Raw genomic sequence first — 24251 nt, 5'->3', positions numbered from 1 at the left:
ACGCGACGATGCGACTGATGTAGTCCTGAGTGGCGCTCACAGGGCATCGCTGGCGAGCGAGTGCCCAACGGCGTCAAGGCTGGCAAGGTTCACGCGGATGAGTCGAGGGCCGAACCGTTCAGCTTGCACGAGCCCTCGTGCGATGTAGCGGCGAATGGTTTTTGTGCTGACAGCACGCCTGGTGGCGGCTTCGCGGATGGTGCCCCATTCGGCAATGGCTTCGGCTGCCGTTGCGCAGGCAGGTCGACGGTATGTACTATTCAATTGGTCGAGCCCTTCGTGAAGGTTGGTGTCCGGCTTGCTCCGGGTTTGAGTTGCCACTCATGGCCCGGAGCGTTCTCTTGCGGGGCGTTGTGCCCCTTATCCGTAAAGCTACTTCAGCGAAGTGTTCATACACACGTCGCCGTGTGGATAACTCTGTGGACAAGTTGTTCAGAACACATATTCGACTGTGGATAAGTTGTAAAGCAATCTGTGGCCTGTCCCGTGAAATCAGGCAAAAAGGCTGGTCAGCGGCCAGTAAATTTCTGTGCACAATGCTGCCTAAAGTAGACGTTTAATCTTTCTTGAGACTGCTCCACTTCTGGACGCAAAAATGCCCGGCAAGCTCTCGCAGGCCGGGCATTTTCGAGCTTTGGTCAGGCGGCGTTCTCGTATATGTCGAGGATGGTCTGGATTTCGTCCCCTGAGAATCCGAGTCTCACGATGTCGGCAGCCGGCGCGTGAGCAAGGATTGGGTTTGCGTCCAGCCACGCCTGAACCTTCGGGGTGATGGCCGCCGAGTCGGCGGCCATGGTGGGCGTGTGTGCAGCCATGAGAGTGATTCGCGCGCCGTCGGCGGGGTCGGCAATCGCGGCGACCATATCGAAGAGACCGACATACGTCTGCTTCACCATGTCGCCTTCTTCGGTTCGGTACTCGTAGTGGTCGCCAGGCTCGGCGGTTCGCGCTGGGTGGCTCTTTCCGAGGATGACGGTGGACCACATGCCCGCTTCGGACTCGATTACCCATGAGGGCGACCCGATCGTGTATCGGGAGATGTCGTTTCGGAGCCGGACCGTGCGGATTGAGTCGGCGGCGAACTGTCGTTCCAATTCGACAAGCTCGGACTCTGCAACGTCGCGGAGTCTGGTGACGAGGTTTGATGAGACGTTAGAATTTGAGATGGTCTTGCCTTTCGTTGTTGAGGTGGGATCTAGCCCCTGGACTGCGCAAACAGTCCGGGGGCACTTTCATAACTACTCGGTGGCTAGGACAGCCATTCGATAGCTATGTCATTGGGGTCGAACACTCGCGTGTTCTTCTGTTTGGAAACGGTGACGGTAAAGAGAGACGAGATCACCTGCCGCTTCTGGGGTAGGCCAAAACTCTCCCACTTGGCCGCGGTGTCGCTCGCAAGAGCAAGATCGGTCATCGTCGAGCCACCGCGGGCATTGTCGATCACGACCTGCAGCCGGGCCAGCTTGTCCTGAATGATTGCCGACTGCTCCCGAACTGCGGCAGGTCGCATGGTGCCGTCTGCTACTAGCTCGGCGAGGTCGTCCCATCGGCGGCGCAGGTCGAGAGCTTCCGCCTCTTGCGGCGCTACGTCCTGGTCCACGCGAACGAGATCGAGAACGTCAGGCTGCGAGAACCGGGCAACGACAATCCCCTCTACGAGCCCGTCTAAGCGCTCCTGGTCGCGTTGGGTGCACCACTTTGCCGTACATGCGTAGGCGATGCGTGGCGGGCGGTCTACGCCGTTACGCGGGTAGTCTGGACGCGCCAGCATGCGCCCGCCGCACACCCCGCAAAGGGCTAAGCCCGACAGCAGATACTTGGTCTTGTTGCTCCAGTCATGGGGTGTCTTTCGGTGCGTTCGGAGCCGCGTGTATTCGTCCCACGTCTTGCGTGTGATGATCGGCTCCCAGTCGCCCTGCGCCACGGCTTCGCCCTTGTACTCACGGATGCCGGCGTAGGCAGGATTTCGGAGCCGGGCTCGTAACGTCGTGATGCTCCAAGGCTTCCCCGTTGCGGTCATTGTCCCGCGGGTGTTCAGGTCGTCCACGATCGAGTAATACGATTCCCCGGCGAGATACCGGGCGTAGGCGTCACGCAACACGACGGCTTCGGGCTCTACAATCTGAACCTTGCCCCCCACGCGCTCGTAGCCATACGGCCGATTCGAGAACTGCCATACGCCCGCGTTCGCGCGCTGCACATTTGCGGCGACCTGGCGCGCACCCTTCTGCTCAACCTCGTAGCGAGCGGCAGCGCCGAGAATTTGCGCCATCATTCGCCCGGCGGCATTGTTGAGGTCCAGATCCCCAGCCTTGACGGTGAGGATTCGTAGTGCGTGCTTCTCTGCCAGTTCCACGAGTTCCACGAGATCCCGAACGCGACGATAGAGCCGGTCGGTGTGCCAGACGATGATGGTCGAAACGCTGCCCGCCTTGATCGCTGCGAGAAGTTCCTGGAATCCGGGGCGCGTTCCCTTTGATGCAGACACGTCGTTGTCGACGTATTCGTGCGCGATTTCGAGACCTGTTTGGACGGCTAGTGCACGGCATTCGGTGAGTTGGCGCTCTACGGCTGCGCCTACCCCGTCCCTGTCGAGGGACTGCCTCACGTAGATGATCGTGTTCATGTTGAACACTCTATACATGTTTTGGCGGGTCTAATCATCATCATCTGGGGTTTGGCCGGCCCGGCCCTGAGCGGGGTGTTCCAGCAGGCGATCGACCGCGTGAGCGGTTTCTGACCCCCGGACGATGTTTCTCCCGCGACGCGCATCCGCCCTGGCCGGTGACCGAGGATCGGCGGCGGCCGAATTCGTCCTGGTGGGCGCGCTCCTCACGGTGTTGACCGTCACCGTCATGCAACTCGCGCTCGCCCTGCACGTGCGCAATACCGCTCTCGACGCGGCGGCCGAAGGGGCACGGTTCGCCGCCCTGGCCGACAGCAGCCTGGCCGAGGGCGTCGCGCGCACTCGGGAACTGGTCACCGTGGCACTGGGTCCCGGCTACGCCACGGATGTCGTCGCCGGCTACACCGAATACGACGGCTACCCGAGTGTGCAGGTGCGGGTCATCGCCCCGCTGCCGCTGCTCGGTCTCCTCGGACTCGATCGCGGTCTGGAGGTGGTGGGGCATGCCGCCGTGGAAGGCCTCGAGTAGGAGCTGCGGCCGGGCGGAGACGAAGCCGACCGCGGGCGTTCGCCGGTCCGTCGGCCGGCTCCTCGCCGGGGAAGAAGGGTCGGCCGCGCTCGAGTTCATCACCGCCGGGGCGATCCTCCTCGTTCCGCTCGTCTACCTCGTGCTGGCCATGTCGGCGCTACAGAGCGGGGCGTTCGCGGTCGAGGGCGCGGCGCGGCAGGCCGCCCGCGTCTACGTTCAGGCGCCGGACGAGACCGCCGCTCGCGCCGGGGCCCTCCGGGCGGTGCAGGTCGGGCTCGACGACTACGGCATCGCCGGAGACAGCGCCGCGGTGAGTATCGACTGCGGGGCCGGGGGCTGTCTGGCCCGGCGGAGCACGGTTTCCGTCACGGTGCGGATTCGCGTGGCGTTGCCACTGGTCCCCGATCTGCTGTCCCTGCGAAGCGCGGCGAGCATCCCGATGGAAGCCGTCGCCACCCAGACGGTGTCCCGGTTCCGCAGGGCCGGCTGATGAACCGGGGAGCGCCCGGTCGTTCGGGCCGGAGGTGCGCCGCGGTCTGCCGCATCTGGGGTAGCCTCGGCCCGGATGAGGAAGGCTCGACTCTGATTCTGACGATCTTCTATGCCTTCCTCGCACTCGTGCTGATCCTCGTCGTCGTGGCCGCGAGTTCGCTCTACCTGGACCACAAACGGCTGCTCACCCTGGCCGACGGTGCCGCGCTCGCCGGCGCCGAGTCCTTCTCGCTCGACGCGGTCGGAATCACCGCTGACCCGTCCGGGCCGGTCCCCAGACCCGTGCTCCGATCCGACGAGGTGCGGGCGGCGGCCGAGGATTACCTGGCGACGGCGCCCCACGGCGGCGTCGACGGGGTGGAACTGACCGGGGCCGGCTCGGCCGACGGGCAGAGCGCGAGCGTCACGCTGGGCGCGGTCTGGCGCCCGCCGGTGCTGGTCTTCTTCCTGCCGGAGGGCGTGCCGCTGGAGGTCTCGGCCGTGGCGCGGTCGGTGTTCCGGTAGCCGACGCAGGCCCGGGTTTCCCGATCGGCGCCGGCGACCCGGTACTCTCGGAAGGCGCGCCCGACCGGGTGCGGACGAGGAGAGCCGTGACCGCCCAGCGCGACCGTCTGACCGGCGCGGGCGCCCAGCTCGCGACCGAGGTCAGCATCAACTTCGGGTCGTCCCTCGCCGGGCTCGCCATTCCGCTCGTCGGCTCACCCGTGGTGGTGGCGGCCCGGCAGCTCGTGATGGCCTGCACTGTTCTGCCGTTCTACCGTCCGAAACTGTCGACCCTGACCTGGCGCAGGCTGTGGCCTGCCCTGGCCCTCGGGCTGGTGCTCGCGATCATGAACCTGACCTTCTACGAGGCCGTCGACCTGCTCGGGCTCGGCGTCGCGGCCACGATCGAGTTCCTCGGCCCCTTCGCCCTGGCCCTGGCGTCGTCGCGTCGGCCGATCGACTTCGTCTGCGCGAGCGCGGCCGCCGCCGGGGTCTTCCTCCTGACCTGGTCGACCGGGGAGCTCAACCTCCCCGGCATCCTCTTCGCCCTCGCCGCCGCGGCGGCCTGGGCGGCATACATCCTGCTCACCCGGCGGGTGGCGGTGACCTTCCCCGGCCTGGAAGGCATCTCGGTGGCGAGCGTCGTCAGCCTGGCTCTGCTCGTGCCGTTCGCCCTGGTCACGGTCGACTACTCCAGCCTGAACTGGGGTGTCCTCGGGCTGCTGCTCGCGGTCGGAGCGCTCTCATCGGCCTTCCCGTACACGCTCGACACGTTCATCCTGCGCCGGATCACCCCTCGGCTCTACGCGATCATCACCAGCTTCGGCCCGGTCATCGCCGCGCTGTTCGGCGCCCTGGTGCTGGGGGAGACGTTCCTGCTGCAGCAGCAGATCGCGATCCTCGTGGTGTGTGTGGCGGCCGGGGCGGCGATCGCCACCCAGCGGGAACGCCCGAAATCCGACCTGGAGATCACTGCGGGCGTCATCTCCTGACACCTGCGTGGCGGGGCCCGGCCGGGCTACTCGACGACGATGCCGAGGTGACCGGCCAGCAGGGGAGCGAGCAGGCTCAACTGCGATTCGTCGATGGTCGCTCCGCGCAGGCCGTCGAGGCCGCGGATGACGCTGAACTCGGCCCCGCGCAGGTCGACGTGCTTGAGGGTGGCACTGGACAGGTCGAGCGTGCCGATCCGGCAGCCGCGCAGTTCGACCCGCTGAGCGACGACGCTGCCGAGGTCGAGTTCCTCGATGATGCAATTGGAGAACAGCACATCGGTCAACTTCGAATTCCGCAGGTTCACGAAATCGAGCTTGGAACCGTCGATCTGCACGCTGCGCAGGTCTGACTCGTAGAGCTCTGTTGAGCCGACCCTGGATCGTTCGATCCGCACGTCGCGCCAACTCGACCGCGGCGCCTTCAGCACGGCAGCGTGCAGTTCGACGGCCACACACTCGGCCACGGATGCCCCGCGCAGCGTCGCGTCGTCGAGGGACACCCCGCGGAACTCGCACTCGAGGAAGCCGATCCCGGTGAGGTCACGGCCGGAGAGGTCGCAGCCGTCGAAGGACTGCGCGTCGTAGCTGCCGCCGGCCCTGAGCTCGGAACCGTCGGCGGCAGCCAGCCCGGTGAGCCGGATCGGGTCGAGGAGCGGACCGCGGGTCGCCGAGCGGGCCCTCATCAGGACGCGGACACCGGTTCGAGCACGAAGACCGGGATCACCCGATCGGTCTTGACCTGGTAATCCGCGTAGTCGGGGTACGCGGCAACCGCCCGGATCCACCACTCGTCCCGTTCGGCGCCGGTGACCTCGCGGGCGACCATGTCCCATTTGCGCGCGCCGTCCTGCAGCTCCACCAGCGGATGCGCGACCACGTTCGCGTGCCAGACCGGGTTCTTCGGGCTGCCGCCGAGGGACGCGATCGCGGCATACCGGCCCTCGTGCTCGACCCGCATCAGCGCGACCTTGCGCAGCTTGCCCGACTTCGCGCCGACCGTGGTCAGCACGACCACGGGCATCCCGCGCATCGTGGTGCCCTGGGTTCCGCCGGAGCTCTCGTACAGCTCGACCTGGTCGCGCACCCATTTTTGTGGGCTCGGTTCGTATTCTCCGTGCAGTGGCATGTCACCATTCAACGCCATCGGCGCGGCCGGCATTCCTGCTCTACGACCCGGGGGGTGGCCCTGGGCGTGGACGGCGGGGCGCGTAGCGCGGGATGTAGCGCCCGAGCAGCACCGCCCCGAACAGGCCGAAGACGCCCATCACACCGCTGGCCAGTGACAAAGAGACGAGTGCGGTCAGGCCGGACACCGCCAGGGGAGCGGCCGCGCCGCCGAGGTCGGCGGTGAACCGCCAGGCGCCGAGGAAGGGCGCCGGGTTGTTCTCCGGTGCGAGGTCCGCACCGAGGGTCATCAGGAGGCCGCTGCCGATCCCGTTGGCCAGGGAGAGGAACATCGCCACCGCGATGAACCACTCCACGTTGCTCGGCAGGTCGTGGGTGAACGCGAGCACGAGATGCCCGGCCCCGAGCCCGACCATCGACGGCAGCGCCGTCCACAGCCGTCCGAACCGGTCCATGATCTGGCCGCTGGCGTAGAAAAGGGCGAAGTCGATGCCGCCGGCGATGCCGATGATCAGCGCGATGTCGGGTTCGTTGATGCCGATGCTCACCGCCCAGAGGGGGAGGAGGACCGTGCGGGTGGCGCGCATGGCGCCGATCAGGCCCGCCCCGGTGCCGAGCTTGCCGAGCACGGCCCGATAGCTCCAGATCGTGCGGAAGAGGCCCTCGGATTCCTCGGCGGCCAGTTCCTCACCCGCGCTGCGCGTCGTGCCGTCCGCGGCGACGACCGGCTCGGGCGTGCCGAAGGTGCGCGACGGATCGCGCAGCAGCAGCAGCATGGCCGCCGCGCCGAGGCAGCAGACCACGAAGACCCAGAACACCGATTGGGTGCTGCCCGTCAACCGGATCAGTGCGGTGGCGATGAACGGGCCGATGAACCAGCCGGCCCGGAAGATGCCGCCGAGGGTGGACAGGGCCCGAGCCCGGTAGGCGAGCGGGACATACGTGGTCATGAAGGCGTGGCGGGCCAGGGCGAACACGGCCGTCGCGAGCCCGACGAGGAAGATGCCCAGCCCCAACACGAACGGGTTCGGTGCGGCGATGCAGATCAGCACGGCGATGATCGAGAGCATCGCGGCCCAGATCATCGCGTTGCGCTCGCCGATCCGGGAGACCACCCAGCCGCTGGGGATGTCGCCGATCAGTTCGCCGACCATGATCATGGCCGCGATGAGACCGGCCACGGCGAGGGATGCCCCGAGGTTGTTGGCGACGATGGGGATGAGCGGGATGATCGCCCCCTCACCGATCGAGAAGAGCAGCGTCGGCAGGAATGCGGCGAGGGCAACGGAGCGCAGGCTGAAGGAGCGTTCGGCGTTACTCATGGCTACTCGATGCTACTTCAGGCGCTGCCCGGCCACGGTCCGCACGGAACCGCCCGGTAGGCTGGGGTCCGACATGATTGAGCTGGACTTTTCGGAGCAGATCGCCGCACTGCGGGCCACCTTTGGCGACATCCGGGCGGTGATCGACATCGATCAACTGCGCACCGACATCGCCGACCTGAACGACCAGGCCGGAGCCCCCGACCTGTGGGACGACTCCGAGCACGCCCAGAAGGTCACCAGCGCGCTCAGCCACCGCCAGTCCGAGCTCGCCCGCATTGAGAGCATCGAACGGCGCCTCGACGACCTCGAAGTCCTGGTGGAGATGGCCAATGAGGGCCAGGGCGACGAGGAGTCCGCCGAGGAGGCGACTGCCGAGCTGGCGAGCCTGAAGAAGGTGCTCGGCGACCTCGAGGTGCACACGCTGCTCAACGGCGAATTCGACGAGCGACCCGCGGTGGTCACCATCCGCTCCGGCGCCGGCGGCGTCGACGCGGCCGACTTCGCCGAGATGCTGCTGCGGATGTACCTGCGCTGGGCCGAGCAGCACAACTACCCCGTGCAGGTGCTCGACGTCGGCTACGCCGAGGAGGCCGGCATCAAGTCCGCGACCTTCCAGGTCGATTCCCCCTATGCCTTCGGCACCCTGAGCGTGGAGGCCGGCACGCACCGGCTCGTGCGGATGAGCCCGTTCAACTCGGCAGGCAAGCGCCAGACCTCGTTCGCCGCGGTCGAGGTCGTGCCCCTGATCGAGCAGACCGAATCGATTGAGATCCCCGACACTGACATCCGGGTCGACGTGTTCCGTTCCAGCGGCCCCGGCGGGCAATCGGTGAACACGACCGACTCCGCCGTGCGGATCACCCACCTGCCGACCGGCACCGTGGTGAGCTGCCAGAACGAGAAGAGCCAGATCCAGAACCGCGCCGCCGCCCTGCGCGTGCTGCAGTCCCGGCTGCTGCTCCTGCAGCGCGAGCAGGAGGCCGCGACCAAGAAGGAACTGGCCGGCGTCATCACCGCGAGCTGGGGCGACCAGATGCGCAGCTACGTGCTCGCGCCGTACCAGATGGTCAAGGACCTCCGCACCAACTACGAGACCAACAACCCGAGCCAGGTGTTCGACGGCGACCTCGACCCGTTCATCGCCGCGGGCATCCGCTGGCGCAAACAGGCGCCGAAGGACTGAACCGCTTTCGGACCGAGTCCGCGGTTCGGTATGTCGCAGTAGGAAAAACCCGGATGCCTGCTTAGGCTCAAGGGGCCATGATCCGTTTTGACCACATCACCAAGAAGTATCCGGGAACGAACCGACCCGCTTTGGACGATATCGACGTCGAAGTGCTGCGCGGCGAGTTCGTCTTCCTCGTCGGTGCGTCCGGCTCGGGCAAGTCGACCTGCCTGCGCCTGGTCCTGAAGGAAGACCGACCGACCAGCGGCAGCATCCACGTGCTCGGCCAGGACCTCCGGTCGATCTCCAACCGCAAGGTGCCGTATTTTCGGCGCAATCTCGGCGTCGTCTTCCAGGACTTCCGCCTGCTGCCGAACAAGACGGTCTTCGACAACGTCGCGTTCAGCCTCCAGGTGATCGGCAAGTCCCGGGGGTTCATTCAGGAAGCAGTCCCGGACACCCTGAAGATGGTGGGCCTGGCCGAGAAGGCCCAGCGGTTCCCGCATGAACTCTCCGGCGGTGAGCAGCAGCGCGTGGCCATCGCCCGGGCGATCGTGAACAAGCCGCAGGTGCTGCTCGCCGACGAGCCCACCGGAAACCTCGACCCCACCACGAGCGCCGGGATCATGGCCCTGCTCGAACGGATCAACGCCGGTGGCACGACCGTGATCATGGCGACCCATGAGGCCGGCATCGTCGACCAGATGCAGCGCCGCGTGATCGAACTCGCCAGCGGCAAGATCGTGCGCGACGAACGCCAGGGCGGCTACGCCACCGCGGCGATCCCGACCATCACCGCGGGCGCCGGAACCCACCGGCGCGCGAGCGTCCCTGCGGCCCAGACCCCTGCGGCCCGGACCCCCGAGGCCCCCATTCCCGCCGCCCAGGCCCCCGCCGTGCCGCCACGGCTCGCCTCGGTGTTCGCGCCGACGCCTTCCGAGCCGCTCACCTTCCCGCCGGCCCCCGAACCCGTCGCCGCGCCCGCGCCCGCACCCGCACCCGCACCCGCAGTGCGGCATGAACCCGCGCCGACCAGGGCGGGGCGCGCACAGGCCGCCGCCATCGCCGCCGACACGGGCATGCCCCTTCCGCATGTCGAACCGGAGCCGGAACCGGCTCCGCCCACCGACCCGGGCCGCCCGATGGCACGGCCGGCGCTGCCGGTCACCCAGCACGACGTGCCCGAGCAGCTGACGCTCGCCGAGAAACTCGGCCTGCGCGCGCCCGGCGAGAAAACGGACCAGTCCGGCGAACAGAATGTGGGGCCCACCCGATGAGACTCGGACTTGTGCTCTCCGAGGCCGCCAACGGCCTGCGCCGCAACGCCTCCATGGTGGTGTCGGTCGTGCTCGTGACCTTCATCTCCCTGACCTTCGTCGGCGCCGCCATCCTGATGCAGATGCAGATCGGCCAGATGAAGAACTTCTGGTACGACCGCGCCCAGGTCGGGATCTACATGTGCACCGCCATCTCCCCGGGCGAGACGTGCACCGCCGGCGAGGCGTCGGCAGAGCAGATCGATGCGGTCAAGGCCCAGCTCGTGTCGCCCACGCTCGCGCCGTTCATCGACAAGTACTACTTCGAAACGCACGACCAGGCCTTCGAGAACTTCAAGAAGCAGTTCGCCGGCAACCCGGTGGCCGATTATGTGACGCCCGATCAGCTCAACCAGACGTTCTGGGTCAACCTGAAGGACCCGTCGCAATCCGACGTGCTTGTGGAGAGCCTGTCCGGCATCCCGGGGGTCGAGAACGTCGCAGACCAGCGCAAGTACCTCGATCAGATCTTCTCGGTGCTCAACGTGGCCAGTTACACGGCCATCGGAATCGCGGCGCTGATGCTGGTGGCGGCCGCGCTGCTGATCGCCACCACGATCCGGCTCTCCGCGTTCTCGAGACGCAGGGAACTGGGGATCATGCGGCTCGTCGGGGCGTCGAACCGGTTCATCCAAACCCCGTTCATCCTCGAGGGTGTCTTCGCGGCGTTGCTCGGCTCCCTGTTGGCCGGCGGGGCGATCGTGGCCCTCGTGAATTGGTTCGTCCAGGGCTACCTCGGCGCGAGGCTCAAGGGGTTCTCGCTGGTCGGGATGCAGGACGCCCTCGTCGTGGTGCCCATCCTGCTCGTGGTCGGCGCGGTGCTGGCGGCCTTCTCGGCGAACTTCGCGATCACCCGCTATCTCAAGGTGTGACCCGGTAGCGTCACCCACAGGCTAGACTGGTGGGCTGGCTGCCACCGGGCTGCCGCACCCACCATTGCTGAGGAGTATGCCGTGCCCAGGGAACAAGGCGAGAAGGTCGTGTCGACCAATCGCAAGGCACGCCACGACTACCTCATCGAGGAGACCTACGAGGCCGGGATGGTGCTCAGCGGCACCGAGGTCAAGTCGCTCCGGGCCGGTCGCGCCTCCCTCGTCGACGGCTACGCGTTCATCGAGTCCGGCGAGGTCTGGCTGGATGCCGTGCACATCCAGGAATACAAGGCGGGCACCTGGACCAACCACCCGCCGCGGCGCAAGCGCAAGCTTCTCCTGCACAAGCAGGAGATCATCAAGATCAGCCACAAGACCAAAGAGGGTGGCTACACCCTCGTGCCGCTCCGGATCTACTTCAGCAACGGCAACGCCAAGGTGGAGATCGCGGTTGCCAAGGGTAAGAAGGAATACGACAAGCGGCAGACCCTGCGGGAACGCCAGGACAAGCGCGAGTCCGACCGGGCAATCTCGGCGAGGAAGAACCTGGGCGACTAGGGCACGCCCCGGGTCTCGACGGGGGAGTGTTTCTGTTGTAGAGTTAAAGGCTGCACGGGGTGTTCTCCGGAACGTCTCGCGCGGCCTTGGAAACTCAACAGCGTGTGATAGTGACCCACTCGATTGCCGCGACGGCCATGCCGTGCGACGGCACTGAGTGCGTATGGGGATGATCGGTTTCGACATTGCCTGCGCAATTATGAGAAGCGGGTCGAGGATGCAGGGTTATCTCGTAAACGATCTCTGCAAAACAATAAGTGCCAATTCAAACCGCACTGACTTCGCCCTCGCTGCCTAAGCGAGCGCACTAAGAAGTCCGCCAGACCGGGAATGCTCTCTACCCGGATCCTGACGTCATTGAGAGAGCTTGCTCCTACTCTGAGCCGCGGGGTGTAGGGGGACTTGAACGAGGGCTGGGCTCGTCGGAGTAGATGACAGTGTCAAATTCCGGAGCCGAGTAGAACGATTTCACTGGATACACCCGTAGAAGGCATATGACCACAGCAGTGGACCGGGGTTCAATTCCCCGCATCTCCACCATCGGTCGCTATCTCACGCTGTTGCCTCTTCCGAGGACGTCGACTCGAGGGTCGACGAGAAAGGCCCGGATCCCCAGGGATCCGGGCCTTTCTCGTCGTCGGTCAGTTGTCGTCGTCGTCCGTTCCGGCTGCCGCACCGGAGCCGATGATGTCGTGCTTCGGCGCCGGCATTTCCGAACCGGCTCCGCGCACCGATTTCCAGATGGCCCGGTTGTACAGCTGCTCGTCGATCTTGTCCTCGGTATCCGTGTTCTGCCCTTCGACCGCTCCGGCCAGCGGAGCGTTCGCACCGTTGACCGTGGTCATGTCGTAGCTCGGCCTGATCGCCGAATACGGGTTGTTGTCGGCGGTCGAGGTGAACGACGCGCTCATCGGCGTCGCGAACGCGTCGAATTGGGTCATCGGCTGGATGCCCGCGAGCAGTCCGACGGTGTGGACCATCGAGGCGGTGCTGTAGAAGGTGGAATCCACCTTCCCGGTCTGGGTGTACGGGCTGATCGCCAGTGCCACGGTGCGGTGGGCGTCGACGTGGTCCGGGCCGTTCTGGGCGTCGTCCTCGGTGACGAAGATGGCGGTGTCCCCCCAGATCCGGGAGTGCGACACTGTGTCGACCAGCTGGCCGAGGGCGAAGTCGTTGTCGGCCACGTAGGCCTTCGGGGTCGGTTTGCCCGCCCGGGTGGCCTGGGTGTGGTCGTTGGGGAGTCGAACGAACTGCACCGTCGGCACGGTGCCTGCGGCGACGTTGGCGGCGAAGTCCCTGGACCACTCGTCGATCCGGGGTGACCCGCAGTCCGCCTTCAGCGGTGCGAAGGTGCCCGCGGAATCAGGGCAGGAGAGGTCATAGCCCCGGTAGTCATGGTCGGTCTGGGCGTCGAGCACCGGGTCCTGAGCTTTGGCCTGCCCTCCGGCCAGGCCGACGAAGAAGCCGTAGTTGCGGAAGCTGACACCGGCCTGGGCGAGGCGCTGCCAGACATACGTGTTATCGGGTTCCTGCGCCGCGATCTCGGGGTCGGCGTTCTCGCTGGGGTACGGGGCCTTCCGGCCGGAGTAGTTGGCCGGCCACATCTGCTCGGCGTAGGGGTTCGAGTTCGCCGACGCGACCCAGTTCCAGCCGTTCGCGCTGACCTCCGCATCCGCATAGAAATTGTCAATGGTGGTGAACTGCTTCGACAGCGCGCGAACGTTCGGAGCCGATTCGTCGCCGAAGAGATTCAAGGACGGGTCCCCGTTGCCCCTGCCGATGCTTCCGAGCACCTGGTCGTAGGTGCGGTTCTCCTTGACGACGTAGATCACATGCTTGATCGGGCTGTCCTGGCCGGGCTTGCGGGGGATCACCTCCCCCTCCGCCTCCGCGGACCGGTTGTTGCTGGCGACCTGCCGGGTCGCCCGCTTGAGGTCCGCGGCGGCGGGAACCTCGAAACTGCTCAGCGTGCCGGTGATCATCGAGCCGCTGTACTGGTTCTCCGCCGTCGCCGCACTCGACTCGGGGTCAGGATGTCCGGAACCGTCGTTGGGTCCGGCGCCCAGGCCCTTGGCGTTGGTGGTGTGCAGCCGGCCGTCGGCGAAGGAGAGGGAAGTGGGATACCAGCCCACGGGAACGACCCCGTCCACGGTCCGCGTGCCGAGGTCGACGACCGCCACGTCGTTGTTGCCCGAGTTGCTCACGAAGAGCTTCGATCCGTCGGCGTTGAGGGCCAGCCCGGTGGGATTCGACCCGATCGGTGAGTCCGCCGTGGGCGCCACGCTGATCGAAGACGTGGTGCCGGCGGCGAGGTCGATGACGGAGACTGTGTCGGCGTCCCCGTCGGAGACATAGAGGTGGGCGGCATCCGGGGCCAGTACCGACTTGTTCGGGTGCAGCCCGGTCGCGAGGGTGCCCGTTGTGGCCGGTACGCCGCCGGCAAGGGTGACCACCGACACGGTTGCGGCACCCTGGTTGGTCACATAAGCGGTGAGTCCGTCCGCGGCCAGCGTCACCCAGAGCGGACGGTGGCCGACCGGGGTCGTCGTGACGGCGCCGGAGCCGAGATCGACCACGGAGACCGCGTCGGCGAGCTGGTCGGCGACGACCAGGTGTGTGCCGTCGGGGGTCAGCGCCAGGCCGGCCGGGAAGAGATTGAGGGCGGTGCCGTCGGGCGCGGTGGTGGGCAGCGGAAGGGAGGCGCCCTCCGTGAGGACGCCTCCGGCATACGAGTAGGTGCGGATCTTGGAGTTGGCTGCGGCACTCGCGAAGGCCTTCGTGCCGTCGTGGCTCCAGGCGAGCCCCATGTAGAGGGACTCGGGGGAGGAATACGGAATGGTCTGCGTGACCGTGCCAGCGGCCACATCCACCACCTGCAGGGATTGCGTGCCCTGCCCGTTGTTGGTCACGAGCAGTGTCTTCCCGTCCGGGGAGAGAGCGGAGTTCAGGGGGAGATCGCCCAGACTGGTCTGGCGACCCGTCGGCGTGACCCGCTGGCCCACGGGCGTGACGGCCGTTCCGTCCGCCTGTGGCCCGGCTACGGTGGGGACGATCGCGGCCGCGGCAATCCCGCCGACGAGGCCGAGCACGATGAGGGCGACCAGCCCGGTGGATGTCTTTATTCTCATGGTGCCCACGGTAGGAACGCGGCAAGTCGCCCCGACGCCGTTCGTCGAGACTCCGGATGAACGTCAGACGACGTTCGCGAGCCGGGGCCGGAAATGTCGCAGGTCGGCACCCAATTCCCCAGCGGTCGGTGAGGGAAGCACGCCGATGCGCCACAATGGGCCGTGAGAGGAGCTGCATGGCTGCGAAGTGGCTGCGGAGATGGGTGCCCGGGATCGATACGGCGCTGGGTTACCGGCGCGCGTGGCTGTTTCCGGATCTCCGTGCGGGCGCGGTCCTGACCGCTCTGCTCATCCCGGTGGGTATCGGCTACGCGGAGGTTGCGGGACTCCCGCCGGCCACCGGCCTGTATGCCACGATCATCCCGTTGGCTGCCTACGCCGTATTCGGGCCGTCCCGGGTGCTGGTCCTCGGCCCGGATTCGGCGCTGGCCCCGATCATCGCGGCCGCGATCCTGCCGCTCTCCCTCGGCGATGACGGGCGAGCCGTCGCCCTGGCCGGGCTTCTCGCGATCATGGTCGGGTTGGTGCTGCTGCTCGGCGGGGTCCTGCGCCTCGGATTCGTGACCGACCTGCTCTCGAAGCCGATCCGGGTCGGTTACCTCAACGCCCTGGCCCTGCTGGTCATCGTCTCCCAGCTGCCGGCGTTCCTCGGCTTCTCGATCGAGTCGGCGTCGCCCGCCGGCGACGCCGTCGCCATCGTGTCCGCCATCGTTGGTGGCCGGATCAACCCGATTGCCCTGCTGTTCGGGCTCGGTTCGCTGGGCCTGATCGTGGTGTTCTCCCGGGGCCGGACCCGCATCCCCGGGGTGCTGGTCGCTGTGGTGCTCGCCACGGTCCTCACCGTTCTCTTCGGGTTCCAGGATGTCGTGCGCGTGGTCGGGGCGCTGCCGAAGGGACTCCCGGCGCCTGCGCTCGGCGGACTGGACTGGGCGGATGTCGCCGCGTTGATCGCCCCGGCCCTGGGGATCGCGCTCATCGCCTTCGCCGACACCGCTGTGCTGTCGCGCACGTTCGCGGCCCGCCGGGGGGAGAACGTCGACGGCAGTCAGGAGATGGCGGCGATCGGGGCGTCGAACATCGCAGCCGGCCTGCTCGGCGGCTTCCCCATTTCGGCGTCGTCGTCGCGCACGCCCGTGGCGGAGAAGGCAGGGTCACGCACCCAGTTGACCGGTGTGGTCGGGGCCGTGCTCATCCTGGCGTTCATGCTGCTCGCGCCCGGCCTGACCGGGTACCTGCCGGCGGCGACCATCGCCGCCGTGGTCATGGTCGCTGCAGCGGGGCTGATCGATGTCAGGGGTCTGGTCGCGCTGGTCCGGATGAACAAGGTCGATGCGGCGCTTTCGCTCGCCGCGTTCCTGGGCGTGCTGGTGGTCGGGGTGATCGAGGGCATCGCCGTGGCGATCGTGCTGTCGCTGGGAGCCTTCGTCAGCCATGCCTGGCGGCCATACCGGGCCGAACTCGGCCGCGTTCGCGGTCTTCGCGGCTACCACGACCTGTCCAGGCACCCCGACGGTGAGCGGCTGCCCGGCATCGTGATCGTGCGCTTCGACGCGCCCCTCTTCTTCGCCAATGGAGGGATCTTCGACGACTACGTGCGGGCGACGGTGACCGCGGCCGGCAACGGGGTGCGCACTGTCATCCTCGCGGCCGAGCCGATCACCGACATCGACACAACCGCCGTCGACGAGTTGCTCGAACTCGACGACTTCCTCGCCTCCCGCGGGATCACCCTCATCTTCGCCGAGATGAAGGGGCCGGTGAAGGACCACCTGCGCGACTACGGGCTGAACGGGAGGTTCCCGCCTGAGCGGTTCGCCGACACTGTCGGTGCGGCCGTCGACGAGGCCACCGGCACCCTGCGCGGCGACCTCGACGGCACTCAGTGGGAGGGCAAGGCCTGACGGGTCAGACGCTCGCGAGCCAGAGGTCGGGGCCGAAGATCTCGTAGTGGATGCGTTCGGCCGGAACGCCGGACTCCAGCGCCTGGGCCCGGAGACTGCGCATGAACGGCAGCGGGCCGCACAGGTAGACCGACGCGTTCTCGGGGATCGCCACATTCCTCAGGGACATGAAGCCGTCGTGGGTGCCGTCGTTCGGGGTATCGAGGCTCGGGGTTTCCAGCCACAGTTCCAGCTCGGCCGTCTCGAGAAGGGCGACGTCCTCACGCATCTGGTCGCGCAGCGCCCAGCTCTCCAGGGAGCTCTCCGCGTGCAGGACCAGCACCTCGCGCTTGGATGCACTGTCCACGAGCGACCGCAGAATGGAGGCGCTCGGGGTGCAGCCGATGCCGGCCGAGGCCAGGACGAGCGGGGTGTCGCCGTCGGCCAAAGTGATGTCGCCGCACGGGTTGGAGAGGATCAGGGTGTCGCCGACCTGTACGTCGCGGTGCAGCGCGGGGGAGACCTCGCCGTCGGCGTCCAGCTTGGTCGTGAAGACCCGAGTCGTCGCTGTCCCCGCGGAGAGGGAATACTGGCGCACCTGGCGGATGCCGTCGGGCATCCGCACGGTGACGCTGACGTACTGCCCGGGCAGGCTCGGCGTGACCGGGGTGTCGTCGGCGGGTTCGAGGGTGAACGTGATCGCATCGGTGCCGGCCGCCACCTTCCCAGTCACGACCCAGGGGGCGAGCGGCTTGTCGCTGGCCGCGCCGGCATAGAGACCCTTCTCCAGCTTGATCAGGGCGTGCGCCATCAGCCAGTAGACCTCGGTCCAGGCCGCGGCGATCTCGGCGGTGATCACGTCGCTGAGCTCCTCGGCGATGGCCTCGAAGAGGTACCGGTAGACGAGGTCGTACTGCTCGGGGCGGATGTCGAGGGAGACGTGTTTGTGGGCGATCCGGGAGAGCATCGCCTCCGGGGTGGTGTCCGGGTTCGTGACCAGGTAGGTGGCGAAGACGGCGATACTGCCCGCCAGGGCCTGCTGCTGGGTTCCGCTCTTCTGGTTGGAGCGGCTGAAGAGGCCGTCGAAGAGTTCGGGGTGGGCGGTGAGCATGCGGCCATAGAAGTTCTCGGCGATACCGGGCATGCGTTCACCGACGATCGGCAGCGTCGCGGTGATCAGGGGAAGGGACTGGGGTGACAGCATGCCGGCTCCTTGAGAGGGGTGAGGGGATGCCTCTCAAACTAGCATCTGAAATGCCAATTTGCGGCTTTCGGGTTCAAACGGATGCTCAACGCGCCCGGTCCTCCGGCGCGTTGCCGATCATTGTGCTCAAAGTCAGGGCGACGGGTCCTGACCCTCGACGAGGGACGAGGCTGGAGATCGTCGTGTCGTCCAGTTCGGAGTAGAAGGCCTCCCGCGCCCGCCGCAGGGCTGCGCGGAGGCCGCAGCCGCCGCTGAGCGGGCAGTCCCCGTGAGGGGTCTCGCAGTCTGCCACGTCGGCACGGGTGTCCAGTCGGCGCATGAGAGCGCCGACAGTGGTCTCTCGGCCCGTTGGGCTGATGCGCACCCCGCCGAACCGGCCCCGAACCACGTCGACGACCTGCAGCTCCCGCAGCCGGATGATCGCCTTGCTGACATGGTTGTACGGGGTGTCGACGCCGTCGGCGATGACGCGTGAGGTGAGCAGTACGCCGTCCGGCGCTGCGGCCAGGAGCATGGCCACCCGCAGGCACACATCAGTGAAGGCATTGATCCTCATGTTCCCAGAGTACGGTTCCCTCGGGAGTCCCGGTCACTCAGCGGGCGGCATCCGTCAGAGTGCCGGCCACCGCGCCGGCCGGGTCGTAGATCACGCAGGTCACGACGTGGTCGTCGGCCCAGGTCGCATCCGTCGGCGTGAGGTAAGCGAAGTCGAGAGTCGAACCGCGGTAGGCGATTCCCGCGAAGGCATCGAACGAAGTGGCGCAGCCCGACTCCGCCGCGGCCGTGACCGCGTCGTCACCGGGGAAGTCGTCACCCGGGACGGGAATGATCGCGTAGACCTCGTAGCCGTGCGGGGCGCCGCACGGGACGATCGGAAATCCGGCGGGGGAGGCGGCGTCGAGGTCGTCCAGGCAATCGGCGACCGCCAAACGCGGTGCGATGCGTGTGACGGCCCGCTGGGTGGTGGTTGTCGCACTCGGGGGCGCCGCCGGCAACAGGTCCGCGACCGCGCTGCAGCCGGTGAGGGTGAGGGCGGCGCCGATCAGCGCTCCGATCCGGGCCGCCGCCGGGCGATGCCTGCCGGCCGGCACTAGGGGATGAGGGTTGCGGGTTCGACGAGACCGAGGGTGCTCAGCGTCGCCTCGTGCAGCAGACCGTTCGTGGCCAGGGCACTGCCGTGCCAGGGGCCGTCCCTGCCGTCGACGGAGGTGAATCGGCCGCCGGCCTCCTGCACGATGGGGACGAGGGCCGCCATGTCGTATGGTTTGAGATCGAATTCGCCCGCGATGTCGAGGAGTCCCTCGGCCAGCAGCATGTAGGACCACATGTCGCCGTAGGCGCGCGTGCGCCAGACCTGCCGGGAGAGGCGGACGAGGGCGTCAAGCTCCCCGGCCTGGTCCCACTGCTGGATACTGTTGTAGCTCAGCGAGGCGTGGTCCAGGGTCGTCACGCCGGAGACGTGCAGCCTGGTGGGGGCCGCGCCGGGCGTGCGCTCGTCGGTCATCCAGGCCCCGCCGCCCGTGCGCGCCCACCACCGCTTGCCGAGCGCCGGCGCGCTGACCATTCCGACGACGGGAACCCCGTCCACGGCCAGGGAAATGAGGGTGCCCCAGATCGGGATTCCACGGAGGAAGCCGGCGGTGCCGTCGATGGGGTCGATGATCCATTGCCGTTCGGTTGTGCCTTCGGCGCCGTATTCCTCGCCGAGAATACCGTCGGTCGGACGGTGCTCGGCCAGTGCGGCACGGATGGCGCGTTCCACGGCCTGGTCGGCATCCGTCACGGGAGTGCGGTCCGGCTTCTCGGTGACGACCAGGTCCAGGGCGGTGAACCGCTCCCGGGAGATGGCGTCGGCCACGTCGGCGAGGTGGGTCGCGAGGGCAAGGTCGTCGTCCAGGGAAAACGTTCGGGGCTCGGTCACACGTCCAAGAATAGTAATTGCGGGAGCGGCTCGCGGGTTTGCGTCTCGATTCGCATCGGAGCCGTCCGGGATGTTAGTCTCTAGAGTCGGTTCGGGTCAGCCCGGGTCGGAAATACGCACCTCTAGCTCAATTGGCAGAGCAACTGACTCTTAATCAGTGGGTTCCCGGTTCAAGTCCGGGGGGGTGCACCATGGAGGGCCGGATTCCTGTGCAAACAGGAAGCCGGCCCTTTTTTCATGCCCGGCGCGCGGTCGCACCTGCTGCGGAAGCGGATGAACCGGGATTGGTCAGGAAATCAGGCTGAGCGCGTCGTCGTCGCTGCCCCTGGCCAGGCGGGAGAGGGCCTTCCGAGCGAGGAATCCCCGCACCGTCCACCGATGACGTCGCGTCCGGGGCTGGAAGTCGGGGACATGACAGTACACGGCCTGGCTCATCGGAGACCCCAGATATGGTCCGGGCGCCGAGCCTGCGAGCGGAACGAACGGGATGCCCAGATAGTCGACCAGTTTCCGCAACGGCACTGCGTCGATGATCGACACGAGATGGTCGATGCCGTGCTGCAGCGCGGAGAGGTACATCGCGCGATAGAGCTGCACGCTGACGGCGCCCGCGCCGCTGCGGTGCCCCGGCAGGACGGCGACCGTCCCGACGTCCCAGAGGGTGCCCCGGTCGTCGATGGCGTGCTGCTCCGCCACATCCTCCGGCAGGATGTGAAACGGCGCGGATCGGGCGTCGTTGAGGGTCTTGAAGCCCCGCGGGGAATCGCCGATGATCCGGAGCGCGCCGCTCGGCATCCCGGTGGAGCGGTCGATCGAGACGAAGAAGACGCTGCCTGCCTCGTACGGGCCGTATTCGGCCGTCATCTGGGCGGCATCATTGCCGAAGGACGCCTCGAACACGACTCGTTCGATATGGCGGGCGATGTTGGAGAACGGGCTCTCACCGGCAATTTCGATTCCGACATAGCGGTATTTCTCCGGCCAGGCCCCCGCGAGGGAGGCCAGGAGCTCCACTGTGAGCGCCCCGACGTCGTCCGGGGACAGGTCGTAGCTGGCAGTGAACTCGGCGGTCTCCGCAACAACGCGCCGATCCGTCATCAAAACTCCTTGTAGACGGCGTCGTCGCTGCCGAAGAAGTCCTTCGTGTATTCGACCGCAGTGAGCGGATCGAAGGCCTTGCAGGTGTAGATGTCCACGCTGTAGAAGAGAACGGGCTGCTCCCAGGCGTAGAAGTGCGCCCCCGAGGTTTCCCAGTGCGTCCAGCCAGCCCAGCCGAACGCGTCGCTGCGGTGCGTCACCGGTTCGATCAGGGCGGTCATGTCCAGGACGGGAGCGAGTCCGGCAAGATACCGGGTGATCTGTTCGGCGCTGATCGCTTCCGGCGGGTACGCCTCGATCACCAGTCGTTGACGGTAGATCGACGGTGCGAGATCAATCATTCAGACAGCCCCCAAGAACCTGTTCCGGCAGCGAGACACTGGGTCTTCAAACGCCGCACAAGCTGAGAATATCATTTGAAATACCCTATTTTTTCCGAGTGCGCGCGGGAGCGGCGGGACTAGCCTGTGCCCTACGAGTCGAAGGAGCGCGGATGCTGTCGATCGAGCTGGTGACGGACGCCTTCGGGCGGGTGAACGCTGCCGTGCATTCGGTGCTGCGCGATGCCGGCAGCGAGTTCCTCACCTTCCGGCCCGACCCGGATGCGAACACCGTCGCCTGGCTGATCTGGCACCTCACCCGGGTGCAGGACGACCACCTCGCCGACCTGAGGGGCGGCGAGCAGGTGTGGACCGGCGAGGGTTGGGCGGAACGATTCGCCCTGCCCTTCGACCCGGCGGCCACGGGGTACGGCCAGAGCCCCGACGAGGTGGCCGCGGTTCGCCCGGGCTCCGCACTCCTGGCCGGCTACCATGACGCCGTGCACGCCCGGACGCTCGCCTATCTCGGCACGCTGGCCGAGGCCGACTTCGCCCGGATCGTGGACACCCGGTGGACCCCGCCGGTCACCCTGGGCGTGCGGCTGGTGAGCGTGATCGCCGACGATCTGCAGCACGTCGGCCAGGCCGCCTATGTGCGAGGCATGGCGGAGCGCGCGGGATGCTGAGCAGTCCCGGCCGAACGCCATGCGCCAGATCACGGGCCGGGCTACCGCCGCCAGGAGTACTCGTTCTCGGGCCGACCGGGAGTGCCGTACCGCGGGCTGCGCAACACGGAACCAGACTCGGCCAGGTACTCGAGGTAGCGCCTGGCCGTCACCCGGGACATCCCGAGTTCGTCCATGACCTCGCTGGACGAGATCGGCCGGCTGCGCGTCTTCACGAAGTCGACCACGGCGGCCAGGGTGCCCTCGGCCAATCCCTTGGGCCGGGGCAGTTCGCTGGGCGTGCGGAGGCTCGCGAAGGCCTGGTCGACGTCGGTCTGCGAGGTGAGCGCGGACGGGGTGCCGAGCTGGAGCCGGAAATCGCGGTACTGCGCCAGCTTCTGCGCGAAGGTGGCATAGGTGAACGGCTTGATCAGGTACTGCACGATGCCCGCGGCGACGGCGCCGCGCACGACCTGCAGGTCGCGCACGGCCGTGATCGCGATGATGTCGGTCACCAGCCCGGCCGAACGCATCCGCCGGCTCACGTCCAGGCCGTGCAGGTCGGGCAGGGTCATATCCATCAGGACAAGGTCGATCGGCTGGCCGAGGGAGGCCGCGGCCGACAGGAGGCGCAGGGCGGTGTGGCCGTCGGTGGCGGTCCCGGCGTGCACGAACCCGGTCAGCCGGCCCAGGTAGGCGGTGTGCGCCTCGGCGGCGATGGCCTCGTCCTCGACCACGAGCACCCGGATGTCGGTGTCAGGCACGAGAGGTCGCCTGCGTCGCGAGGGTGGCCGGCCGGTCGGCCGGGGTTGCCGCACCGGGGAGTGTGACGGTGAACACCGCGCCGCCGCGCCGTTCGATGGTGAGGGTTCCGCCGAGGCGATTGACGGCCTGGCGTACCAGGGCCAGGCCCAGGCCGCGCCCGTGCAGGCCCGGTTCCTTCGTGCTGTAGCCGTGGCGGAGGATATCCGCGACGGCATCGGGATCCACTCCCGGTCCGCTGTCCGATACCTCGAGGACGACGTCGCCGCCGGCGCTGCTGACCGCCAGGTGGACCTCGCGCGGCGATTCGCCCCCCGCCGCGGCGTCGAGGGCGTTGTCGATCAGGTTGCCGACGACCGTCACCAGGTCCTGGGCGGAGAGGCCGGAGTCGGCGAGGGTGCCCGAGGCGTCCACGGTGAGCCTGACGCCCAGCTCGGCCGCCTGGGCGAACTTCCCCATCAGCAGTGCGCTGAGCACGGGTTCGTCAACAGAGTCGATCATCTCGTCGGTGAGCCGCTGGCTCACCTCGAGGTCCTTCGTGGCGAAGTCGAGCGCTTCCGGCACGCGGCCCAGTTCCATCAGGGACACGATGGTGTGCAGCCGGTTGGCGTGCTCGTGGGTCTGCGCGCGGAGGGCGTCCGACAGGGTGCGCATCGAGGCCAGTTCGGTGCCCAGCGACTGCAGTTCGGTGTGGTCGCGGATCGTCGCGACCCACCCCATTGGAGTGGAGCGATGGCGGATGCCCGCCGAGGGTGAAAGCGCCGGCTGCTGGCTGACCACGAGCACTCGGGTGTCGGTCAGGTGGATCTCGTCGACGGCGCTCCGGCCGCTCCCGAGGAGTTCGCCGAGGCCGGCCGGAAGCTCGAGCTGGGCGAGGGTCGGGCTGCCGGGGGAGATCGCCTGCCCCGGCGGCCGGGCCGGGATGCCGAGCAACCGGGCGGCCTGGTCGTTGTAGAGCACGAGCTCGCCGGTGAGGTCGACCAGGACCAGGCCTTCGCGCACGGAATGCAGCACCGAGTCGTAGTACACGAAGAGCTGCGCGAGCTGCTCAGGACCCCAGCCCAGGGTGACCCGGCGCAGGTAGCGCCCGAGCAGCCAGGTGGCCACCGACCCGGCCGACAGCAGGGCCAGGGCCAGGCCGAGCACGGCCGGAAGCCTGGCGCTGAGGGCGATCGACAGGTTGCTCGTCTTGACGCCGGCTGCCACCAGGGCGCGCACGACGCCCTGGTCGTCGACGACCGGCACGACGGCGCGAACCGACGGCCCGAGCGTGCCGGTCGTCACCTCGGTGAATGCGGTGCCCGCCAGCGCTGTGCCGATCGTGCCGATGTAGGGCCGGCCGATCTCGGATGCCGTGGGGTGCGTCCACCTGGTGCGGTCCGGCGCCATGATCGTGATGAAGTCGAGGCCGCCGTCGCGGGTGACCCGAAGGGCGTACGGCTGCAGGAGGCCGCTGGGGTCGGCGGAACGGCTGGCCTCGAGCACGAGCGGGTTCTCGGCGATGGCGGTGGCGACGGACAACATCCGCTGCTCAGTCTCCGCATAGCCGCGGTCTCGGGCGTCGACGAACGACCAGGCCCCGACGAACAAGGCCGCCACCACGATGAACAGGGCGTGCGCCACGAACAGGCGCCGGGCGATGCTCCAACCGGGACCCATCGCATCCGCCTCCCGGCTCTCGCATCGTGAACAGTATGACCGCAACGGTGACGGACGCCGCCTCGTCGACCAGTCTGAAACGCACCACGGATTGTCGTCGGCGCCACGCGTCCACATCAAGCCTAGAC

25 protein-coding genes, 1 tRNA gene and 1 other RNA gene are annotated in these 24251 nt (G+C 67.5%); 12 read left to right on the top strand and 15 right to left on the bottom strand.

The window, feature by feature from the left end:
- Positions 1-36: 36 nt before the first annotated feature.
- The 3 genes from E3O48_RS17835 to E3O48_RS13490 all read right to left on the bottom strand — a co-directional run bounded on the left by E3O48_RS17835 (position 37) and on the right by E3O48_RS13490 (position 2626).
- Positions 37-321, bottom strand: coding sequence for a hypothetical protein (locus tag E3O48_RS17835; RefSeq protein WP_198413070.1), 285 nt, complete (start codon positions 319-321; stop codon positions 37-39).
- A 317-nt stretch (positions 322-638) separates the two neighbouring features.
- The gene (locus tag E3O48_RS13495) at positions 639-1094 is read right to left on the bottom strand and encodes a hypothetical protein (protein ID WP_134539499.1); all 456 of its coding nucleotides are present in this window, start codon (positions 1092-1094) and stop codon (positions 639-641) included.
- A 155-nt stretch (positions 1095-1249) separates the two neighbouring features.
- The gene (locus E3O48_RS13490) at positions 1250-2626 is read right to left on the bottom strand and encodes a recombinase family protein (RefSeq protein WP_166788707.1); all 1377 of its coding nucleotides are present in this window, start codon (positions 2624-2626) and stop codon (positions 1250-1252) included.
- 124 nt (positions 2627-2750) lie between these two features.
- Between E3O48_RS13490 and E3O48_RS13480 the strand changes: the two genes are divergently transcribed.
- From E3O48_RS13480 to E3O48_RS13465, 4 genes are all read left to right on the top strand, one after another.
- Positions 2751-3155 (top strand): TadE/TadG family type IV pilus assembly protein, encoded by a 405-nt coding sequence (locus tag E3O48_RS13480; RefSeq protein WP_174774801.1) that lies wholly within the window; start codon positions 2751-2753, stop codon positions 3153-3155.
- Positions 3130-3645, top strand: a complete 516-nt coding sequence (locus E3O48_RS13475) for a hypothetical protein (RefSeq protein WP_198413069.1) — start codon at positions 3130-3132, stop codon at positions 3643-3645. The genes E3O48_RS13480 and E3O48_RS13475 overlap by 26 nt, the downstream gene beginning before the upstream one ends.
- The gene (locus E3O48_RS13470) at positions 3645-4151 is read left to right on the top strand and encodes a pilus assembly protein TadG-related protein (protein WP_134539494.1); all 507 of its coding nucleotides are present in this window, start codon (positions 3645-3647) and stop codon (positions 4149-4151) included. The genes E3O48_RS13475 and E3O48_RS13470 overlap by 1 nt, the downstream gene beginning before the upstream one ends.
- A gap of 86 nt (positions 4152-4237) precedes the next feature.
- The gene (locus E3O48_RS13465) at positions 4238-5122 is read left to right on the top strand and encodes a DMT family transporter (RefSeq protein ID WP_134509694.1); all 885 of its coding nucleotides are present in this window, start codon (positions 4238-4240) and stop codon (positions 5120-5122) included.
- 26 nt (positions 5123-5148) lie between these two features.
- Here E3O48_RS13465 and E3O48_RS13460 read toward each other — a convergent pair whose 3' ends face one another.
- From E3O48_RS13460 to E3O48_RS13450, 3 genes are read right to left on the bottom strand one after another with little or no spacing between them, the layout of a single operon-like run.
- Entirely contained in the window at positions 5149-5808 is a 660-nt protein-coding gene (locus E3O48_RS13460; protein ID WP_134539492.1) for a pentapeptide repeat-containing protein, read from the bottom strand.
- Entirely contained in the window at positions 5808-6251 is a 444-nt protein-coding gene (locus E3O48_RS13455) for a nitroreductase family deazaflavin-dependent oxidoreductase (RefSeq protein ID WP_134539490.1), read from the bottom strand. Before E3O48_RS13455 ends, E3O48_RS13460 begins: the two co-directional genes overlap by 1 nt.
- 40 nt (positions 6252-6291) lie before the next feature.
- The gene (locus E3O48_RS13450; RefSeq protein WP_134539488.1) at positions 6292-7572 is read right to left on the bottom strand and encodes an MFS transporter; all 1281 of its coding nucleotides are present in this window, start codon (positions 7570-7572) and stop codon (positions 6292-6294) included.
- Positions 7573-7645: 73 nt separating this feature from the next.
- Between E3O48_RS13450 and prfB the strand changes: the two genes are divergently transcribed.
- The 5 genes from prfB to ssrA all read left to right on the top strand — a co-directional run bounded on the left by prfB (position 7646) and on the right by ssrA (position 12026).
- A complete protein-coding gene (gene prfB / locus E3O48_RS13445) occupies positions 7646-8758 on the top strand; it encodes a peptide chain release factor 2 (protein WP_134539486.1) in 1113 nt (370 codons plus the stop codon).
- Positions 8759-8835: 77 nt separating this feature from the next.
- Positions 8836-10017: a cell division ATP-binding protein FtsE gene (gene ftsE, locus E3O48_RS13440; protein WP_134539484.1), complete on the top strand. Its 1182-nt coding sequence runs from the start codon at positions 8836-8838 to the stop codon at positions 10015-10017.
- A complete protein-coding gene (ftsX, locus tag E3O48_RS13435) occupies positions 10014-10928 on the top strand; it encodes a permease-like cell division protein FtsX (protein WP_134539482.1) in 915 nt (304 codons plus the stop codon). Before ftsE ends, ftsX begins: the two co-directional genes overlap by 4 nt.
- An 81-nt stretch (positions 10929-11009) precedes the next feature.
- A complete protein-coding gene (smpB, locus tag E3O48_RS13430) occupies positions 11010-11486 on the top strand; it encodes an SsrA-binding protein SmpB (RefSeq protein ID WP_134509681.1) in 477 nt (158 codons plus the stop codon).
- Positions 11487-11651: 165 nt separating this feature from the next.
- Positions 11652-12026: a transfer-messenger RNA gene (ssrA, locus tag E3O48_RS13425) on the top strand.
- Positions 12027-12127: 101 nt separating this feature from the next.
- Here the strand turns inward: ssrA and E3O48_RS13420 are convergent.
- Positions 12128-14614, bottom strand: a complete 2487-nt coding sequence (locus E3O48_RS13420) for a bifunctional YncE family protein/alkaline phosphatase family protein (protein ID WP_134539480.1) — start codon at positions 14612-14614, stop codon at positions 12128-12130.
- A gap of 176 nt (positions 14615-14790) precedes the next feature.
- Between E3O48_RS13420 and E3O48_RS13415 the strand changes: the two genes are divergently transcribed.
- Positions 14791-16515 (top strand): SulP family inorganic anion transporter, encoded by a 1725-nt coding sequence (locus E3O48_RS13415; protein WP_134539478.1) that lies wholly within the window; start codon positions 14791-14793, stop codon positions 16513-16515.
- Positions 16516-16519: 4 nt separating this feature from the next.
- Here the strand turns inward: E3O48_RS13415 and E3O48_RS13410 are convergent, their stop codons facing one another.
- From E3O48_RS13410 to E3O48_RS13395, 4 genes are all read right to left on the bottom strand, one after another.
- The gene (locus E3O48_RS13410) at positions 16520-17698 is read right to left on the bottom strand and encodes a globin domain-containing protein (RefSeq protein ID WP_134509675.1); all 1179 of its coding nucleotides are present in this window, start codon (positions 17696-17698) and stop codon (positions 16520-16522) included.
- Positions 17699-17783: 85 nt separating this feature from the next.
- On the bottom strand, positions 17784-18254 hold the full coding sequence (locus E3O48_RS13405; RefSeq protein WP_134539476.1) for an Rrf2 family transcriptional regulator: 471 nt from the start codon (positions 18252-18254) through the stop codon (positions 17784-17786).
- A gap of 37 nt (positions 18255-18291) precedes the next feature.
- Complete coding sequence (locus E3O48_RS13400) at positions 18292-18789, bottom strand: hypothetical protein (protein WP_134539474.1); 498 nt, start codon at positions 18787-18789, stop codon at positions 18292-18294.
- Positions 18789-19619 carry an inositol monophosphatase family protein gene (locus E3O48_RS13395; protein WP_134539472.1) on the bottom strand — a complete coding sequence of 277 codons (831 nt, stop codon included), beginning with the start codon at positions 19617-19619 and terminating at the stop codon, positions 18789-18791. The genes E3O48_RS13400 and E3O48_RS13395 overlap by 1 nt, the downstream gene beginning before the upstream one ends.
- A 116-nt stretch (positions 19620-19735) precedes the next feature.
- Between E3O48_RS13395 and E3O48_RS13390 the strand changes: the two genes are divergently transcribed.
- A tRNA-Lys gene (locus E3O48_RS13390) sits at positions 19736-19811 on the top strand.
- 96 nt (positions 19812-19907) lie between these two features.
- Here the strand turns inward: E3O48_RS13390 and E3O48_RS13385 are convergent.
- Positions 19908-20717: a hypothetical protein gene (locus tag E3O48_RS13385; RefSeq protein WP_134539470.1), complete on the bottom strand. Its 810-nt coding sequence runs from the start codon at positions 20715-20717 to the stop codon at positions 19908-19910.
- Positions 20717-21058: an S-adenosylmethionine decarboxylase gene (locus E3O48_RS13380; protein ID WP_134509645.1), complete on the bottom strand. Its 342-nt coding sequence runs from the start codon at positions 21056-21058 to the stop codon at positions 20717-20719. Before E3O48_RS13380 ends, E3O48_RS13385 begins: the two co-directional genes overlap by 1 nt.
- 152 nt (positions 21059-21210) lie before the next feature.
- On the opposite strand from E3O48_RS13380, the gene E3O48_RS13375 reads away from it, so the two are divergent.
- A complete protein-coding gene (locus E3O48_RS13375) occupies positions 21211-21723 on the top strand; it encodes a DinB family protein (RefSeq protein WP_134539468.1) in 513 nt (170 codons plus the stop codon).
- Positions 21724-21764: 41 nt separating this feature from the next.
- Here the strand turns inward: E3O48_RS13375 and E3O48_RS13370 are convergent, their stop codons facing one another.
- Together E3O48_RS13370 and E3O48_RS13365 are read right to left on the bottom strand one after the other, a co-directional pair.
- Positions 21765-22466 (bottom strand): response regulator, encoded by a 702-nt coding sequence (locus E3O48_RS13370; RefSeq protein ID WP_134539466.1) that lies wholly within the window; start codon positions 22464-22466, stop codon positions 21765-21767.
- Positions 22459-24123 (bottom strand): sensor histidine kinase, encoded by a 1665-nt coding sequence (locus E3O48_RS13365; protein ID WP_134539464.1) that lies wholly within the window; start codon positions 24121-24123, stop codon positions 22459-22461. Before E3O48_RS13365 ends, E3O48_RS13370 begins: the two co-directional genes overlap by 8 nt.
- Between the last annotated feature and the right edge of the window lie 128 nt (positions 24124-24251).

Origin of the sequence: Cryobacterium sp. HLT2-28 (genome assembly GCF_004402495.1) — a bacterium.
In the GTDB taxonomy this organism is placed as follows: domain Bacteria; phylum Actinomycetota; class Actinomycetes; order Actinomycetales; family Microbacteriaceae; genus Cryobacterium; species Cryobacterium mannosilyticum.
This window is presented reverse-complemented; position numbering and strand designations above follow the sequence as displayed.

What these genes read in the sequence shown, in the direction of transcription:
- E3O48_RS13490 (WP_166788707.1), bottom strand. Translation starts at nt 2,626, where the DNA reads ATGAACACGATCATCTACGTGAGGCAGTCCCTCGACAGGGACGGGGTA.
- E3O48_RS13480 (WP_174774801.1), top strand. Translation starts at nt 2,751, where the DNA reads ATGTTTCTCCCGCGACGCGCATCCGCCCTGGCCGGTGACCGAGGATCG.
- E3O48_RS13475 (WP_198413069.1), top strand. Translation starts at nt 3,130, where the DNA reads ATGCCGCCGTGGAAGGCCTCGAGTAGGAGCTGCGGCCGGGCGGAGACG.
- E3O48_RS13470 (WP_134539494.1), top strand. Translation starts at nt 3,645, where the DNA reads ATGAACCGGGGAGCGCCCGGTCGTTCGGGCCGGAGGTGCGCCGCGGTC.
- E3O48_RS13460 (WP_134539492.1), bottom strand. Translation starts at nt 5,808, where the DNA reads ATGAGGGCCCGCTCGGCGACCCGCGGTCCGCTCCTCGACCCGATCCGG.
- E3O48_RS13455 (WP_134539490.1), bottom strand. Translation starts at nt 6,251, where the DNA reads ATGCCACTGCACGGAGAATACGAACCGAGCCCACAAAAATGGGTGCGC.
- E3O48_RS13450 (WP_134539488.1), bottom strand. Translation starts at nt 7,572, where the DNA reads ATGAGTAACGCCGAACGCTCCTTCAGCCTGCGCTCCGTTGCCCTCGCC.
- prfB (WP_134539486.1), top strand. Translation starts at nt 7,646, where the DNA reads ATGATTGAGCTGGACTTTTCGGAGCAGATCGCCGCACTGCGGGCCACC.
- ftsE (WP_134539484.1), top strand. Translation starts at nt 8,836, where the DNA reads ATGATCCGTTTTGACCACATCACCAAGAAGTATCCGGGAACGAACCGA.
- ftsX (WP_134539482.1), top strand. Translation starts at nt 10,014, where the DNA reads ATGAGACTCGGACTTGTGCTCTCCGAGGCCGCCAACGGCCTGCGCCGC.
- E3O48_RS13420 (WP_134539480.1), bottom strand. Translation starts at nt 14,614, where the DNA reads ATGAGAATAAAGACATCCACCGGGCTGGTCGCCCTCATCGTGCTCGGC.
- E3O48_RS13415 (WP_134539478.1), top strand. Translation starts at nt 14,791, where the DNA reads ATGGCTGCGAAGTGGCTGCGGAGATGGGTGCCCGGGATCGATACGGCG.
- E3O48_RS13410 (WP_134509675.1), bottom strand. Translation starts at nt 17,698, where the DNA reads ATGCTGTCACCCCAGTCCCTTCCCCTGATCACCGCGACGCTGCCGATC.
- E3O48_RS13405 (WP_134539476.1), bottom strand. Translation starts at nt 18,254, where the DNA reads ATGAGGATCAATGCCTTCACTGATGTGTGCCTGCGGGTGGCCATGCTC.
- E3O48_RS13385 (WP_134539470.1), bottom strand. Translation starts at nt 20,717, where the DNA reads ATGACGGATCGGCGCGTTGTTGCGGAGACCGCCGAGTTCACTGCCAGC.
- E3O48_RS13380 (WP_134509645.1), bottom strand. Translation starts at nt 21,058, where the DNA reads ATGATTGATCTCGCACCGTCGATCTACCGTCAACGACTGGTGATCGAG.
- E3O48_RS13375 (WP_134539468.1), top strand. Translation starts at nt 21,211, where the DNA reads ATGCTGTCGATCGAGCTGGTGACGGACGCCTTCGGGCGGGTGAACGCT.
- E3O48_RS13365 (WP_134539464.1), bottom strand. Translation starts at nt 24,123, where the DNA reads ATGGGTCCCGGTTGGAGCATCGCCCGGCGCCTGTTCGTGGCGCACGCC.